This is a genomic window from Myxococcales bacterium, from assembly GCA_022184915.1.
Taxonomy (GTDB): Bacteria; Myxococcota_A; Polyangia; order Fen-1088; family Fen-1088; genus JAGTJU01.
The window spans coordinates 457,752-472,544 of sequence record JAGTJU010000004.1 but is presented as its reverse complement, the minus strand read 5'-3'; the positions used below and the strand labels follow the sequence as shown (position 1 = coordinate 472,544).

18 protein-coding genes and 1 pseudogene are annotated in these 14,793 nt (G+C 62.8%); 10 read left to right on the top strand and 9 right to left on the bottom strand.

Going from position 1 to position 14,793, the window contains the following annotated elements; all coding sequences use genetic code 11:
* Positions 1 to 124: 124 nt before the first annotated feature.
* From KA712_17105 to KA712_17085, 5 genes are all read right to left on the bottom strand, one after another.
* Complete coding sequence (locus KA712_17105; GenBank protein MCG5054682.1) at positions 125 to 706, bottom strand: hypothetical protein; 582 nt, start codon at positions 704 to 706, stop codon at positions 125 to 127.
* A gap of 129 nt (positions 707 to 835) precedes the next feature.
* Complete coding sequence (locus KA712_17100) at positions 836 to 1,402, bottom strand: hypothetical protein (protein MCG5054681.1); 567 nt, start codon at positions 1,400 to 1,402, stop codon at positions 836 to 838.
* A 530-nt stretch (positions 1,403 to 1,932) separates the two neighbouring features.
* Positions 1,933 to 2,331, bottom strand: coding sequence for a hypothetical protein (locus tag KA712_17095; protein MCG5054680.1), 399 nt, complete (start codon positions 2,329 to 2,331; stop codon positions 1,933 to 1,935).
* A 50-nt stretch (positions 2,332 to 2,381) separates the two neighbouring features.
* A complete protein-coding gene (locus KA712_17090) occupies positions 2,382 to 3,344 on the bottom strand; it encodes a peptidoglycan-binding protein (protein MCG5054679.1) in 963 nt (320 codons plus the stop codon).
* A gap of 35 nt (positions 3,345 to 3,379) precedes the next feature.
* Positions 3,380 to 3,691, bottom strand: a complete 312-nt coding sequence (locus KA712_17085; GenBank protein MCG5054678.1) for a hypothetical protein — start codon at positions 3,689 to 3,691, stop codon at positions 3,380 to 3,382.
* A gap of 591 nt (positions 3,692 to 4,282) precedes the next feature.
* On the opposite strand from KA712_17085, the gene KA712_17080 reads away from it, so the two are divergent.
* Complete coding sequence (locus KA712_17080; protein ID MCG5054677.1) at positions 4,283 to 4,831, top strand: type IV toxin-antitoxin system AbiEi family antitoxin domain-containing protein; 549 nt, start codon at positions 4,283 to 4,285, stop codon at positions 4,829 to 4,831.
* Positions 4,832 to 5,073: 242 nt separating this feature from the next.
* Here KA712_17080 and KA712_17075 read toward each other — a convergent pair whose 3' ends face one another.
* From KA712_17075 to KA712_17065, 3 genes are all read right to left on the bottom strand, one after another.
* Complete coding sequence (locus KA712_17075; GenBank protein ID MCG5054676.1) at positions 5,074 to 5,343, bottom strand: DUF2075 domain-containing protein; 270 nt, start codon at positions 5,341 to 5,343, stop codon at positions 5,074 to 5,076.
* An 81-nt stretch (positions 5,344 to 5,424) separates the two neighbouring features.
* On the bottom strand, positions 5,425 to 5,598 hold the full coding sequence (locus KA712_17070) for a hypothetical protein (protein ID MCG5054675.1): 174 nt from the start codon (positions 5,596 to 5,598) through the stop codon (positions 5,425 to 5,427).
* Between the two features lie 41 nt (positions 5,599 to 5,639).
* A complete protein-coding gene (locus tag KA712_17065; GenBank protein MCG5054674.1) occupies positions 5,640 to 5,981 on the bottom strand; it encodes a DUF2075 domain-containing protein in 342 nt (113 codons plus the stop codon).
* A gap of 223 nt (positions 5,982 to 6,204) precedes the next feature.
* Here KA712_17065 and KA712_17060 point away from each other — a divergent pair, with 223 nt between their 5' ends.
* From KA712_17060 to KA712_17025, 8 genes and pseudogenes are all read left to right on the top strand, one after another.
* Positions 6,205 to 6,978 (top strand): hypothetical protein, encoded by a 774-nt coding sequence (locus KA712_17060; protein ID MCG5054673.1) that lies wholly within the window; start codon positions 6,205 to 6,207, stop codon positions 6,976 to 6,978.
* A gap of 104 nt (positions 6,979 to 7,082) precedes the next feature.
* Complete coding sequence (locus tag KA712_17055) at positions 7,083 to 7,358, top strand: type II secretion system protein GspG (GenBank protein MCG5054672.1); 276 nt, start codon at positions 7,083 to 7,085, stop codon at positions 7,356 to 7,358.
* 1,070 nt (positions 7,359 to 8,428) lie between these two features.
* A complete protein-coding gene (locus KA712_17050; protein MCG5054671.1) occupies positions 8,429 to 8,881 on the top strand; it encodes a hypothetical protein in 453 nt (150 codons plus the stop codon).
* Positions 8,827 to 9,954 (top strand): annotated as a pseudogene (locus tag KA712_17045) (IS3 family transposase). The gene KA712_17050 and the pseudogene KA712_17045 overlap by 55 nt, the downstream one beginning before the upstream one ends.
* Before the next feature lie 239 nt (positions 9,955 to 10,193).
* Positions 10,194 to 10,559 (top strand): IS66 family insertion sequence element accessory protein TnpB, encoded by a 366-nt coding sequence (gene tnpB / locus KA712_17040; protein ID MCG5054670.1) that lies wholly within the window; start codon positions 10,194 to 10,196, stop codon positions 10,557 to 10,559.
* A 154-nt stretch (positions 10,560 to 10,713) separates the two neighbouring features.
* Positions 10,714 to 12,312 (top strand): IS66 family transposase, encoded by a 1,599-nt coding sequence (locus tag KA712_17035; GenBank protein ID MCG5054669.1) that lies wholly within the window; start codon positions 10,714 to 10,716, stop codon positions 12,310 to 12,312.
* Positions 12,313 to 12,665: 353 nt separating this feature from the next.
* Positions 12,666 to 13,274, top strand: a complete 609-nt coding sequence (locus tag KA712_17030; GenBank protein MCG5054668.1) for an AbiEi antitoxin N-terminal domain-containing protein — start codon at positions 12,666 to 12,668, stop codon at positions 13,272 to 13,274.
* A complete protein-coding gene (locus KA712_17025; protein ID MCG5054667.1) occupies positions 13,271 to 13,585 on the top strand; it encodes a nucleotidyl transferase AbiEii/AbiGii toxin family protein in 315 nt (104 codons plus the stop codon). The genes KA712_17030 and KA712_17025 overlap by 4 nt, the downstream gene beginning before the upstream one ends.
* 245 nt (positions 13,586 to 13,830) lie before the next feature.
* Here KA712_17025 and KA712_17020 read toward each other — a convergent pair whose 3' ends face one another.
* Entirely contained in the window at positions 13,831 to 14,028 is a 198-nt protein-coding gene (locus tag KA712_17020; protein MCG5054666.1) for a DUF4411 family protein, read from the bottom strand.
* Positions 14,029 to 14,567: 539 nt separating this feature from the next.
* On the opposite strand from KA712_17020, the gene KA712_17015 reads away from it, so the two are divergent.
* Positions 14,568 to 14,771 carry a hypothetical protein gene (locus KA712_17015; GenBank protein MCG5054665.1) on the top strand — a complete coding sequence of 68 codons (204 nt, stop codon included), beginning with the start codon at positions 14,568 to 14,570 and terminating at the stop codon, positions 14,769 to 14,771.
* Positions 14,772 to 14,793: the final 22 nt, after the last annotated feature.

The window sequence follows — 14,793 nt, the reverse complement described above, 5'->3', positions numbered from 1 at the left end:
GACGACCGTTTCGCGGAAAGTCGCATGAGAATCTTCAGGGCAGAGCGCAGGGCCAGGAGGAACGACGAGGCTCAGCCGAGGGGAGCGTGTGGAGCAGGCCTATGGGTGCCTGTAGTTTCGCGCCCTACTTCGACAGCGGTGCGGGACCGCGAGCGTCGATCGGGGCTCCGCCAGGGCGAAGCGAGGTGTGCGCGAGCTTTTCGGGATTCCGGGTGACGTAGATCGCCTCGATCGCCCCGGTGGGATCGAACTGGAACGCCAGGACTTGGTCCAGCTCGCCTTCACGGTAAAGCACGATGCCTGGCAGGCCGTTGACCCACACGGCACGGAAGGCAACCCTAACCGATGGGTACTTGGCACGAATGCCAACGAAGAAGCGGCTGATGCGATCGGCCCCCTCGACGGGCTTCAAAGCGGCTTGCACCTTGCCGCCGCCGTCCGAGTACATCACGGCATCCTCCGACAGCAGACTCTTGACGCTGCCCAGATCGCCTGTGGCGACGGCGTACAAAAAGCTCTCGACCAGGCGTTTCGCGTCCCCGGGTGGCGGAGTGAAGCGGGGCCCGAGTGCCAGCAGACGCTGGCGTGCACGCGCGGCGAGTTGGCGACAGGTCGCCTCTTCCTGCGAGATGGCCTCCGCCACTTCCGAAAATGATAGATCGAACACGTCGTGAAGCAGAAACGCGGCTCGTTCGGTGGGTGTCAACCGGTCCAGGGTCAGGAGCAGGGCGTAGGAGACGTCATGTCGATCCCAATAGGCGATAGGCCAGTCCCATCAGCGACGGGCGATGATGCTCGAACGCGGATGCCAGGGCTTCGTCGAGGGCTTTCGTGATCATGACATGCGCGCCCGCGGCTCTGCATGAGCGTGAACCACCACCGTGCGGCTTGCGTCGTCGAAGCGAAGGCGCGAGCAGCTTTGCCCATGACCGAGAGCGTACTTCAAAATGGGATACACCCGACCCGAGAACAAAGCGAGCGCCAGGGACACATGCCCTTCGGGCCCCCACCGCTGCACGACCTCGAAGCGCAACTCATCGGTGGGTTCACGGGACACGGCCGCGCGGGCGTAGCGAAACGCCAGCCTGACTTCGTCTGCCATGTCGGATTCCCTGCCCTCAGCCACGGCCTTCAGTCCCTCGAGGGGCACCCCATGCGTCCGCGCCATGTCGACCACGAGTTGAGCGCAGGGGCCGCAATCCTCGGCAAGGGCGCCCACGAGTTTGGCGGCGTACCAGGCTTCGAGGGGCACGCCCCGCCGGAAGGCCGAAATCGCCTGGAGGCGGGAGAGCTTCAGAAACGCCGAGGGGCTCGTCTTCAAGAGCTCCTTCATGTACCGGGCATCGTACCCAAACTGCCGCTCGAACGCCTCGATTTTGCGCAACGCGAATCGCTTCCACATGTCTGCCACCTCCCCCTCATGACGAGGCAGGCGCGGGTTGCGTGACAAGGGATGGTGTTTTTTTCGGTAGGCCCTGGTCGGCCTTGGCGATCTCCGGCAAGGTGCGCCACGTGCCGCGGCAACTCCAGGATGGCTGACTCGATGCGCTCCCGGGGCGCCCAGCCCGCGTTTTCGATTCCGGGCGTCGAGCTTTGCTCGGAGCTTTGCTCGGACCCACGGTCCGTTTGGGCGGCCCCCACCGTGCACGGTGATCAGCATCAGCCGTCCCAGTTCGTCCTGGGCCGCGAACCCAGCCCCCCACGCGCGCTGCAGGGCCTCGACGGAGGCCGCTGGCACCAGCGATTCCCTGCCGCATGCGTAGATGGCCGAGACGCGGTCTCATCACCCGACGGTTCGATCGCGGCTCCCAGGTTCTCCAAGGCAGCCTTCTGCCGTTGGTAGAACACGCTCGGCTGAATCCTGTACTCCTCACACAGCGCCGAGACCGTCTCTCCGGAGCGGAGGTGAGAGGCCCCAAGTAGGCCTGGCTCCTAAGGAGCGAGACGCCAGAGCGCGCGCAGGGCGTACCCACACGCAATGGATCCCATGCGGACAATAGCGGATAGAATCAGAAGCATCCCAAAACCCAGCTTCCGCTGCTTCTTCCGTGCGATGACCGTGGCGGCCAGTATTTCTGGCGGAATCAAGAAGAACCCAAGGTAAGGGACCTGCGACAATGGAACCGCATGCCAAGAAATTGTGGCCCACGCAGCGGTGACCGAGGCACCATCGCGGTCGCTACCGAAGCGCACCAGGCCCTTGCGGAACAGCAGGAACGCTGCGCTGGCCGAGACCAGGGACAGCAGGGAGGCCGGCGCCCAAGAACTCGTGTCGTACGCATGAAGGAACCCGTTGGCCGCGATCCCAGCTCCGACGAGAACGCCGAGCATCGCCCCCCCCCAACGGGACCGGACATCAACACCGGCGTCCCCAGTTGGCGTCATTCGGGCCGGTTCTCCTTCGCAATCCGCACCTGACCGGGGGAACGTCCGCCAAGCCTGTTGATTCCTGCGGCGATCCCGAGCATCAAATTCGTCCAGCCCTTCCGTTGAGGAATGGCGCCAGCCAGTCGAGTGATGAAATTTCCAGGCCGGCTCACCCCGCGAGTATAGAAGCGGAAGCGACCACCACCCAGCCGCTCAAATCCAAACTCCCGAGAGCCGTTTTCAGGATGCGATCCGTACGGCTCGCAGTCGACGGTTTGGAAAACGAAATGGTCGGGTGCCCTCTCCACCAGCATGACGGACCCGTTCTCGGGGCCCAGGATGTCGATGTCGATGATTTCTCCCACTTCCGGAGAGCCCTTCCTACGTCGCCTGAACACGTTGATCGTGTCGAAGTCTGGATTGTTGATCGTTCCATTAAGGTCCATCGCCATATCCGCCAGGAACTGCTCTGCCGTCTTGTCCGCCGGCATGACTTCAACCACCACCGAGTACTCGTCATAAATGTAGTCGCCCGCACCATCTCGCAGGAGCTGAAACACCGAATTAGAACCGGTGAGGCCCTTCATGACCCCTGGCAGAGTCGTCCAAGACTCCGCCCGCAATCGCCTCCATGACACGCCCCGCGTGTTCTTACTTCCCGGAGCCGGAGCCGGCGCAGCAGCCCCCTCCGGGCTTGCGAGCATAGGCGGAGGCGAAGAACCGATCGGGTTTGCGAATGGTCCCAAGAACGGAGCGAGGTGGCCCTCGACCCGGTCCTTACCAAACCCAAGCTCCCGGGCAGCCCCGTACGTCTTCGGACCCACGACGCCATCCGGTCTCAGATTGAAACGGAGCTGGAATGCGACTGTCGCCCGACGGGTCTCCTTGCCGAAGATGCCGTCAAGCACGAGGGCAGCCGTCGAAAACTTCGCATCCGGCCGTGCCCTCAAGCGTGTGAGGAAGAATTGCCACAGCAAGACGTCTTCTCCTCTCGCACCTCGCCGGAGCACCCTCATGCGCAGTTCCACGTCAGCGAGACTAGCCATGTCGGCGTCGCGCGACAAGCCAAATAAGCGAGACGTGCGATGCAGCCGGTCCCCACCCCCGCCTGTGCTTCGATGATGGACCGCCGTCGAGCGCTGCGATGCCGCATGCGAGCCAGGTTCCGCAGAACCCCGCGAAGCCACGGTCGCAGCGTGCCCTCCTCGGGAGGCGCCATACGTGCCGCCACGATGAGCGCATCCTGCGCGAGATCGTCAGCCTCGAGGGTGTTCCGAACCAGCGCCTCCGCGACCTGGCGTGTCCAGGGGAGATTGCGCGCCAAGCCTTCAGTTCGGGGTCGTTCTGCCAAGTCGATCATGGTTAACCGCTTCCTATTGCCGAAGCGGCCCCGAGCGTTGGCTGGGAAGGCGGCGATTCTTCATGCTGCGCCGCGTATACGACCGGCAACCGAGTCGAGCCCACGTTCAGCGAAGCCATCACTCTCGAGGCGGGCGACGAGAAATCCATCGCCATGTACCGCTCTGGCGATGACCGCCCATGACGCTCGAGCGGGGGCTCAGCCTCCTTGTGCAGGGCGAGAAGTGCACCGTGGACGCCCCGAACAGTGCACCGCGGCAGCGGACAACGGAACCGGCGAAGGGCAGGTGGCAGATGAAGCTGACCCCGGACCTGGTCGCGTGCGATTTGGATTCCGCTGGCAGGAGTGACGAAGACCCAATAGCCAGCTGCCTGGGCCTTGTCGCACCGCCCATTCCAGCCTAACGGGCAGACGCGGGGGGCGAAAGCTTGAAGGCGGCGGCAAAGTGTGATACGAATCGTCTGTCCGCGATATTCGAGCACGACGTTCCGTATCATGCCACCTGGCGCCGCGAACAAGACCACGACCCTCCTCCGCCTCGCTCGAAAGGGGCCGGTGCGCGCTCGGGACCTCGACGCCGCCGCCATCCCGCGGGCCTACCTCAAGCGGCTCTGCGACCGCGGCCTGCTCGAGCAGATCGACCGCGGGCTCTACCGGCTCGCCGACGCGCCGGTGACCGAGCAGAGCTCGCTTGCCGAGGTGAGCAAGCGCGTCCCGCACGCGGTCATCTGCCTGCTCAGTGCGCTGCAGGCCCACGGCATGACGACTGAGGTCCCACACGCTGTCTGGGTGCTCATCGACCGGCACGCACGCATGCCCAAGGTCACCGCACCGGCGCTCGAGGTCGTCCGCGCGAGCGAGAAGGCCCTGGAGCATGGTGTCGAGACGCGCGTCATCGACGGTGTGAAGGTGCTGCTCACGACGCCCGCGAAAACCGTCGCCGACTGCTTTCGATTCCGCCGTCACGTCGGGCTCGAGGTCGCGCTCGCCGCGCTCAAGGACTACCTACGAAAGCACAAGGGCAGCATCGATGCGCTCGTCGAAGCCGCCCGCGCCGATCGCATCTATTCGTTCATGCGGCCGTACCTCGAGGCGCTCGCGTGACGAAGAGCCCACCCAAGGACATCGGCGCACCGGTGCGCACGCCTCGCGCGCCTGCTCGCGAGGACCGGAGTTCGCCTCCCGCGGGTGGTGCGGACGCCACGGGGGCGGTCAGGCGGGAGACGACTCCGTGATGATTTGCGAGGTCGTCAACCGGGGATGACGTCGGCACGGGCCAATGGCCCGCCCTCCTCCGCCCGCAAGCCCGTAGGTACGCCGCCACTTCGTCGTACGCCCCGGGCGGTCTATTGGACATGAATGCCGACGGCGGGTAGGCGCCGGCCCTGGGCCGAGGCGATCATGCCGGCGCGTTCGGCGACCAGGCGTCGTTGTTGGGCCCACTGTTTGGCGTGGGCCAGCGAGCGGGTCAGGTAAACGGTGTTGCCGTGGGCATCGAGCTCGGCTGCGATCTGGCGGGCGGTGTCGGGCTGGTCCTCGAGAACGGCGTGCGCCCTCCTCTCAATGCTGGCGTTGCGGTAGTAGCGCAGGGAGTGGGCCAGGTGTCCGCGCTGCAAGGAGCGCCGAAGGGCATGGGTTCCGTGGTGGCTGTGGGAAGCCAGCTCGGGGAGGGCAAGGGTTTCTTCGCCTATGGCGAACTACCAGTGGCGACGGGCGGCGGCTTCCAAACAGGCCACGGCGCCACGTTCGCCGCTGTTGATGGCTTGGTTGTGGCCCAGCAAGGCAACCACGACGGTGCCGCCAGGAAACGATTGTTCCAGGCTTTCGAGGATCAGGTCGGCTTCGTGGTTGGCCAGGCGCTGACGAAGCACGGTGCGGCCCTTCTCATACGTGCGCTCGGCCTCATCGAAGACTACGCCGCGCTCTTGGGCGGTGTCGAGATGGCAGCCGCGGTCGCCCAGGTAGTTGTGCGCTCTGACGATCGTGAAAGTGGAGTTGCCCGCACGTGCCGGGCCTGCTCCTTGGCATAGCCGCTGATACCAGCGCGACGAGAGGCCCGTTTGTACGAGCCCTGCAGAGCGTGGCAAAGCACATCGACAAGGGGAGCGTTGCCGGTGACGAACACGGCCTGCTCGCGAAGCTGGGCGCTGAAGGCCAGCTTGAGCCCCACCAGGGTTTTGCCTGCGCCGGGCGCGCCCGAAACGAACACGATGCGCCGCTGGCCGGTTTGCAGGGCGTCTTCGATCTGGGCCATGGCTTCAGTAGCACAGGCCTCCAGCACCTCGATGGGGAGGCGTGTTCGGAGATGGCGGAAACATCGTGGGCGCCGTAGAGCGAGATGGCGGCGTCGAGGATGGTAGACGAGGGGGTGCAAACCGCCGCGATAGACACTCTTCGGGCAGGCATTGTAAGAAAGCGTGCGTTAGTCTACCTCAACCCTGTCGGGAAGAAGCTCGGACCGACTCTGGAGCACCACCATGGCCTTGTTCAGAAGCGACTTTTCGTTGAGCAAGTTTATCCGTACCGCAAAGAACTACGGGCTGCCAACGTTGTTCCTGGAAGCAGTTCAGGCGCACACAGTTCTATCCGCGAGTGGAAAAGACGGCAGTGACATGTTCCAACCGCTCTTCCCGCCGTTTCGAGGAAGGTTGAGTCTAAGTGACGAGACTCTGGAATCCATAAAGGACATGTCTCCGAACCTTCCAAAGGGGGAGGGCATCGGCATCCAAACCATCTACCATGAGGCAACTCACGCCTACATCTCCCTGAAGAAGTCGGCTCCCGCAGTCAAAGCGATCTTGCGCATTGGCGAAAACCATTATCGAACAGCAAGGCTCGCGGACAACACAACTGCCAACGACGCCGAAAGGATCGTCCACGAGGCGCTTGGGGAATATGTTGGGCATCGCGCGTCTGTCTTCTGGTCTACTACAGAGGATCTCGCTATAGCTTCTATGCGAAAGCCGAAGGACGGAAAGCCGCCCGGGCTCGTGTTCTGGGATATGCTTCGGGCTATACCAAAGACCTACGACCGGGAAATGGGTAAGCGCGTATTCGGATACCAGAACAAGGGTCTATTTGGACAACGGCAGGTGGAAACAAAAACACCCATCGCTGGTAAGCTTAAGGAATTCTGTGATCGCGTCATTCTGGAAAATTCGATTCCCGATCAGTTCACACGAGTGAAGCGTTTCACCGATCCGTATCGTGCCCTATGTAAGGATCTTGCAGGGTTCAATTGTATCCTCTAGGTGGCAGGATGGGGCGGAAGACATGGGCCCTTTTCGTTCTTCTCGGGATTCTGGCAACGTGCGCATTCTTGCTCGCCCGGGGTCTTGGTCGCTTTGATGACAGCTTGACTTCAAAGATCAACAAGGCCCGTCTGGGTGCTTCAATCGTTGAAAGCGCCGCTGGCTGGTATCGCCTCGACGAGAAGGTCTGCCCGCAGGACGTGGCGATCTTGATCTCCAAAAAGTACCTTCTCCCGACCCACCTAGACCCGTGGCGGAATCACTATCTCATCCTCTGTCCCGATGGAGACGGGCAAATCATTGCCTTCTCACGAGGGCCGGATGGCGTGGTTGGAACAGAAGACGACGTATACCCCACACAAGATCCGCACCGACGCTAACCGTCACGAGGCCTTGGCGGAGAAGAGGAGAAGAGGGATCCGCAGGTTGTCTCCCGGTACACCGGAGGTCCGAAACCGGCACGCGCGTCCGGCGGGTACGCAGGTTGTTTTTTCGGCCCTCGTGAGGCGTTCGAGTTCGACGATCAAGAACCTGTGGGATTGCACCCTGCCCGCGCGTGCGTCGCCACATGCCGCGCAATCTGAGACACGACGCTGGAACCGCCGGTTCGGAGTGCTGATACTCGAGGATGACATGCGTGACGTCGATGGTTGATGTGCTGTCACCAGCCATCGTGGTGCCGGTCACGCAGATTTCCCCGTCGTCGTTTGTCCACCAGTCGCAGCCCTGCTCGTTCGAGGCAAACCTGAAACCGCGACTCTCGAAGAACTCCTGAAGCGCCTCTTGCACGTCAGATGGAGCTCCGAGACTTTGGAACCGTAGCCGCTGCACTGTTGGTTTCAGGCCATCGGCGTCGCGCCAGGAGAAGAGTGGTTCGTCAACGGCGCCAGGCGTGGAAAGTTCCGTGATGAACTCGCCGTCAAAAACAACAAAGGCGATACTCGTACGATCCCCGGGCGACGTCGTGAGCTTCACTGTAGGTACGAAGGACGACAAGGGCATAGCCTCCGAAGGCCACGGCACCGATCGCCAGAGCACCGTAAGCCCGTTACGCCGAGCAGGGTTTCGGTCTGATCTGTGGGGCGGTAACGGCCGCGGATGACCCACTCAAAGTCTCGGCGTAAGAAGAATCAGGCTGGCCGGCGCAGCCCGGAAACAAAGGCGATGCTCCTGCGGGAATGGAGAGCATCCGGGCTGCCGGCGGCGCAGTTTGCAGCCAGCAAGGGCATTGGACGGGCCTCGCTGTTCGTGTGGCAGCGGACCCTGGGTGCGGAGAAGCCACCCGCGAGGAAGGGTGATGACTTCCGCCCGGTTCGGCTGGCGACCACGACGACGACCACGATTAAGAACGGCGAGGTCTTGGTCCGGGCCCCCCCCGTGGCAACAATACCCGAGACGCCAGATTGACAAGAACTGAAGTACATTGTGGGGCGAGAGTGGTCAAGAAGAAGTGCCAAAACCAGTAAGCATCGACAACGAAGTGATCGCGCTGCCGGAGAACGACGGGCCGCAGCGGCGAAAGTTCAGCGCGGGGGAGAAGCTCCGGATCTTGAGAGAAGCCGACGCATGCACCGAGCGCGGTGACGTGGGGAAGCTACTGCGGAAGGAAGGCATCTACGCGTCGCAGCTTGCGAGCTGGCGGCTGCGCCTCGAGGCGGAGGGGGCCAAGGGTCTGAAAGGAAAGAAGGTCGGGCGTAAGCCGATCAGGGACGCAAAGGATCGGCGGATCTCCGAGCTGGAGAAGCGCAATGCAAAGCTGGAAGACAAGCTTCGCATCTCGGAGGCGCTGTTGGAGCTTTCGGGAAAAGCGCACGAGATTCTCGGGATAGCGCTGCCGAGGATCGAAGAAGCACAGGACAGCTCCTTGAGCTCGTCCAACAGCGCCCGCCGGAGGTCTCGATGACTGCGGCATGCGACGCAGTAGGGCTGAGCCGCGCGACAGCTTACCGACACTTGTATCCCAAAGCAGGTCCGCAGAGGAAGCGCGGGCCGCGGAAGGCGCACAGACGGATTCCCGATGAAGAGCGGCAGAACATCCTGAGCGTGTTGGATTCGGACGAGAACGTGGATCAGCCACCACGCGAGGTCTATGGGAAGCTGCTTTCAGCTGGGATTTATCTTTGCTCACTACGGACGATGTATCGCGTGCTTGCAGAGCGAGCCCCCATCAAGGACCGGCGGAATCACCGGACTCCTCAGCGCCATGCAGTGCCGCGCTTGACGGCAACCGCACCGAACCAAGTGTGGAGCTGGGATGTCTCGAAACTCGCGACTTTCGTGAGGGGAACATTCTTGAACTTGTACGTGATTCTCGACATGTACAGCCGCTACGTGGTGGCATGGATGATTTCGGAGCGGGAGAACAGCGCACTGGCGCAGCAGCTATTCCGCGAGGCGATCGGACGCTACGGTATAGAGCCCAAGACGCTTACGGTGCATCAAGACCGGGGCGCTCCGATGACCAGCCATGGGTTCGCCGAGCTGTTGGGTACGTTGGGCGTCGAGCGAACGTACTCGCGCCCGAGGGTGTCGAATGACAACGCCTTCTCTGAATCACTTTTCCACACGGTCAAGTATCAGCCCGACTACCCGGGACGCTTCAAGGACGTCCACCACGCGCGCCGTTGGGCAGGCGCATTCTTTGGTTGGTACAACGAAAAGCACCATCACGATGGCTTGGCCCTCTACACGCCGGAGCAGGTGTTCAAGGGCCAGGTCGAGGACATCCTCATGCGTCGTCAGCAAGCGCTGGACGATGCATTTGCCCGCAACCCAGAACGCTTTGTGAAGGGGCGCCCCATCGCTTTGCGTCCCCCTGTGCGCGTCGAACTCAACCCCATTGATGCTGCTCCTCAAACAGCTGACACCGTGCTTCGCCTGGATGACGAGCAGGCCGCTGTCTTCTGGACACCGCCACCTCCATCAGGACCGCCTGTCATCGTGCTACCCGGCGCCGAGGCTCCGAGCCAGCCATGAGCGGAGGTGCGGCTCTGGCTCTGTCCACATGTGCACAGCGGTCGTAGGTCCTCACATGACCAGCGACGCTGTGCGGTTGTGGGCAGATTGCCAGAGCCGTGCTGCAGCGGCGCTACACATATTTCCAAAACCTTCTGTCTCTAAATCGTTGACACGTTCCGCCCCAGTGGTCTCACTGTGGTCGTCGATGGGGGAACCGACGAAACCACCCTCGTTCTTGCGTTGCGAGCTTTGTCGCGATGTGGTTGACGAAGATGCCGCGGCGGATGTTCATCGCCACGAAGCCTGCGGACCTGCGTCGAAGCTTCGACGGCCTCGCCGCGATGGTGGAGGGCTTTGATCCGGGGGGATCGATGTCCGGCGATCTGTTTGCGTTTTTCAACAAGCGACGCACGCAGGTCAGGATGCTGTTTTGGGACGGCAGTGGGTACTGGCTGGTGATGAAGCGCCTCGAAGCGGGAACATTCCGGGACGTGTTCGATGAGGATCCCGGAGGTCACCTCGAGCTCGACAACGCCGAGATGGCGATGCTTCTTGAGGGCGTCGACGCCGACAAGATCAAGCGGCGGAGGCGCTATCGGAGAGAGAAGAAGACAACAGACTGAAGAATGCGCACAGGCAAGCTGAAAATGCTTGCAACGTCGATCGGCGGTGGTACTGCTGGCTTTGCAGTCCACCGCCTCTTTCATGTCCACGGCATCCAACAGAGACTTCGTCGCATTCATCAAGTCGCTCGCGGAGGCGAAGGACGTTGCTGGGTTGGCGGACTTGGCCATGGATATGGCGAAGCAGAACGCCGACATGGCGAAGCAGAACGCTGAGATGGCAAACCGATGTGATGCTGCCGAGGAAGACGCGCGGACGAAGGCGGTGCACATCAAACATCTTGTGCGCCTGTTGTACGGACGGCGTAGCGAAAAGCTTACGCCTGACGACTTGGAGCAGTTGAGCCTCGCGCTCGGCGTACCCGCCGAAGATGCGAAGAATGACCCAGAGCTTCCTGCTGTCGAAGATCCCGCTTGCGATGAAATCCAGGGAGCCGAGGGAACTTCAAAGGGTAAGCGAAAAAGGCCAACGCACAAGGGACGAACGCCACTGCCGCCCAGTCTCGAGCGCATCGTGAAGGAGATTCCCGTTGCGGAGGAGGAGCGGCAGTGCAAGTGCTGTGGCAAGCCCATGACGCCGATCGCGCCTGTGGAGCACGAGACGGTGGAGCACGTGCCGGAGAAGCTCGTGGTTCACGTCGAGCGCCGGGAAAAACTTGCCTGCCGAGCTTGTCAGGGTGACATCGCTACCGCTGCTCGTGAAAACATGAACACTGATGTCCGAGTCGGCAATTCCTTCCTCGCCGCGCTCCTCGACGGCAAGGGTGAAGATGCGCTGCCCATCAATCGGCAGGCCGATCGCTTCAAACGCCTTGGCTGGCCGGTTTCCTACGATACCCTCCTGCGTTACTGGGCCTTCGCTGCGGATCTTCTGCTCGCGATCGCCGACGCAACCGTCGGAAAGATTCTCGACGACCACGTGGTCGCGATGGACGACACCGGGCTCATGGTCCTCGGCAACAAGAAGGGTGACCAAAAGTCGCGCGGGCATCTTTGGTGCATCACGAACACAGGTCCACTGACTGGTTTCCGGTTCACTGAGACATGGAGCCACGAGGAGATCGCGCCGTGGATCGGCGCGGCGACGGGCTTCATCCAGGTGGACGACTACAAAGGCTACAGCGCCATCATAGAGCATCCCGAACGTGGAGAAGGACCTCTGATCCCACACGACAGGCGCTTGGGCTGCATGATGCACGTGAGACGCCGCTTTTACGAGGCGTTCGAGATGAACGACAAACGTGCTGCGCGGCCAGTGGCGTTGATCAAGGCGCTCTACGAGGTCGAAGCCTCTGCAAAAGCGCAGGACATGTCGCCAGACCAACGCCTCTGTCTCCGACGCGAAAAGTCCTTGCCCATTCTCGAGCAGCTTTACAAGGAGATCGAGAGCTACGGCGATGCCGTTGGCAAGACGTCGAAGTTTGCCAAGGCGGTTCGCTACGCCATTGCTCAGAAGGTCTTCGTCGAACGATGCTTCTCTGATGGTCACTTCGAGATCGACAACGGCAAGACCGAGCGCGAGATCCGGCGGCCCGCGGTTGGTCGCCGCAACTATCTGTTCACTGGATCGGTCAAAGGCGGCGAGCGACTCGCGGCGGTGTACACGCTGATCTTGTCCTGCCGGAACCTGGGCATCGACACTCGCGCGTACCTCATCGACGTACTCGGAAAGATCCGCAACGGCTGGCCGGTACGCCGACTCAGCGAGCTGACCCCGGACGCCTGGGCGGCACAGTCCCGCACTGCCAGCTGAGCCGGCCTGGGCCTCTGTCGAGCCTCGCGGCTCCGTTTCGGGGCCGAGTTGTCGCCCCTGACCCTACGCGACCCGCGCCCAGATCGTCCCCATGGAGGCTACCCGTCCGGTCCCTCGCTCACCATCAGGCTGGGCGTAACGGGCTTACAGAGCACCCAACAAATATCGCCGCCCAATTCTCATCGTTCGCCATCCTCGCCTATCCAGCCTCAGGTCACGAAGGATCTCCAGCGGTTCTTGCCGCACCGCCCATTCCAGCCTTACGGGCAGGCGCGGGGGCAAAAGCTTGAAGGCGGCGGCATGGTGTGATACGAATCGTCTGCCCGCGATATTCGAGAACGACGTTCCGTATCATGCCACCCGGCGCCGCGAACAAGACCACGACCCTCCTCCGGCTCGCTCGAAAGGGGCCGGTGCGCGCTCGGGACCTCGACGCCGCCGCCATCCCGCGGGCCTACCTCAAGCGGCTCTGCGACCGCGGCCTGCTCGAGCAGATCGACCGCGGGCTCTACCGGCTCGCCGACGCGCCGGTGACCGAGCAGAGCTCGCTTGCCGAGGTGAGCAAGCGCGTCCCGCACGCGGTCATCTGCCTGCTCAGTGCGCTGCAGGCCCACGGCATGACGACTGAGGTCCCACACGCTGTCTGGGTGCTCATCGACCGGCACGCACGCATGCCCAAGGTCACCGCACCGGCGCTCGAGGTCGTCCGCGCGAGCGAGAAGGCCCTGGAGCATGGTGTCGAGACGCGCGTCATCGACGGTGTAAAGGTGCAGCTCACGACCCCCGCGAAAACCGTCGCCGACTGCTTTCGCTTCCGCCGTCACGTCGGGCTCGAGGTCGCGCTCGCGGCGCTCAAGGACTACCTGCGAAAGCACAAGGGCAGCATCGATGCGCTCGTCGAAGCCGCCCGCGCCGATCGCATCTATTCGTTCATGCGGCCGTACCTCGAGGCGCTCGCGTGACGAAGAGCCCACCCAAGGACATCGGCGCGTCGGTGCGCGCACGCCTCGCGCGCTTGTCCCGGGAGCGGGGCAAGGACTTTCAGCTCGTGCTCACGCGCTACGCGAACGAGCGCCTGCTGTTCCGCCTCGCATCGTCGCGGCACGCGCAGCGGTTCGTGCTGAAGGGCGCGGCACTGTTCACGCTCTGGACGGGCAAGCCACATCGAGCGACCCGCGACCTGGACCTCGCCTTCGCTGGCGACAACCATCCCGGTCGCACTCACGCCGGTATTCGCCGAAGCTGTTTTCCGGAGGGTTGCCTCCTCCGATAACCCGCCGCTTGAATAGACGGCGGTGCGACAGAGCCCCCTTCGAGCGAAGGTCGAGCTTCGCGGCAAGCTCCGAAGCGTGTTAAAGGAATACGCGACGAACCACCCGTCGGCCTCGGTGGCGAACCTCGCCTTCGCGCAATCGAGATACTGCGTGCTGCGTTGGCCCGAGAGGGAAATCTCTGCGTACGCCTCGAGCATGTGCTTTGCCTGGGTACCGCAAAAGAAGCCAGCAGGGACTGCCTGCTTTACCCACACGACGAGGTCATTCTTGGGCTGCCTGCGTGAAGCTCGGCCTCGCTGCGATCGATGCTGCGCAGTCGGTCGTGCTGTTGGGCCTCCACAGTCCAGCCCCAGAAGTCGGGACAGATATAGAACGCGTAGTAGGCGTTCTTAGCATCGATGAAGACATCTAAGACCAAGGCGTAGACGGGGGCCTTCTTCATGGCAGCGGCACTCGCAAGGGCACCGCCGACACGGCATCTGGCTGAAGGGGCATCGGGTCAAGGACCCATCGTTGCTAGAGGCGAGTGGAACATCCGCGCGCATCGCGGGTGGGACGTGGCTCTGGCGCCGCCAGCTTGGGAGGCTGAACGACGGGACTTTCAGGCCCAGACTCTGGCGCCGCCGACACCTTTACCTCACAGCGCCGCCACAAGCTTCTTCTGGACACCGCGAAGATGCAGCTTTCGGTGGCCGCGATATTGTCGAGGTTCGCAGGCGCGGGCACCTGCGACCAAGCCGCAGGACCATCTTGCTTCCAGACCAAGCCTTTACCGCCACACAGAATGGTCGTACCCCATGTGGCGCCGCCTGCGGCATGCCAGACCTCTGCGCATCCCTTTGGAAGAGGTGGAAGCGGCTTCACATCCTGATCCCTTACCCCAAAGACCCGCCGGTCCCCACAAACCAGCACGCCCTCGCGGTGAGAACGTGCGGACACGAGCCACGTGATGGAGTCGCACCCCTTGGGGCGGGAGAACCAATGGCCGAACAGCCGATCCTCTACCAGCTGCCCGCCTGTGGGGCCAGCGACAGCCGCCCACTCGCCAAGCCTCGAGCTGAAGAGAGCACGCGTACCCACGGCAAGCACGCCCGCCTTACCTGCGACGACCGCGTCACCCACCTGAAGGAGCTGGTCAGGGTCTCGCAACCTCCTCTTTTCGGTGGGCCGCTCCTGATGCTCTAGGTGCGCCCGGTCGCGGTCAATC

Excerpts from the sequence above, each read along its gene's own strand:
- KA712_17100 (MCG5054681.1), bottom strand. The coding sequence starts at position 1,402 with ATGTGGAAGCGATTCGCGTTGCGCAAAATCGAGGCGTTCGAGCGGCAG.
- KA712_17095 (MCG5054680.1), bottom strand. The coding sequence starts at position 2,331 with ATGCTCGGCGTTCTCGTCGGAGCTGGGATCGCGGCCAACGGGTTCCTT.
- KA712_17065 (MCG5054674.1), bottom strand. The coding sequence starts at position 5,981 with ATGGCCCAGATCGAAGACGCCCTGCAAACCGGCCAGCGGCGCATCGTG.
- KA712_17060 (MCG5054673.1), top strand. The coding sequence starts at position 6,205 with ATGGCCTTGTTCAGAAGCGACTTTTCGTTGAGCAAGTTTATCCGTACC.
- tnpB (MCG5054670.1), top strand. The coding sequence starts at position 10,194 with ATGTGGTTGACGAAGATGCCGCGGCGGATGTTCATCGCCACGAAGCCT.
- KA712_17030 (MCG5054668.1), top strand. The coding sequence starts at position 12,666 with ATGCCACCCGGCGCCGCGAACAAGACCACGACCCTCCTCCGGCTCGCT.
- KA712_17020 (MCG5054666.1), bottom strand. The coding sequence starts at position 14,028 with ATGAAGAAGGCCCCCGTCTACGCCTTGGTCTTAGATGTCTTCATCGAT.
- KA712_17015 (MCG5054665.1), top strand. The coding sequence starts at position 14,568 with ATGGCCGAACAGCCGATCCTCTACCAGCTGCCCGCCTGTGGGGCCAGC.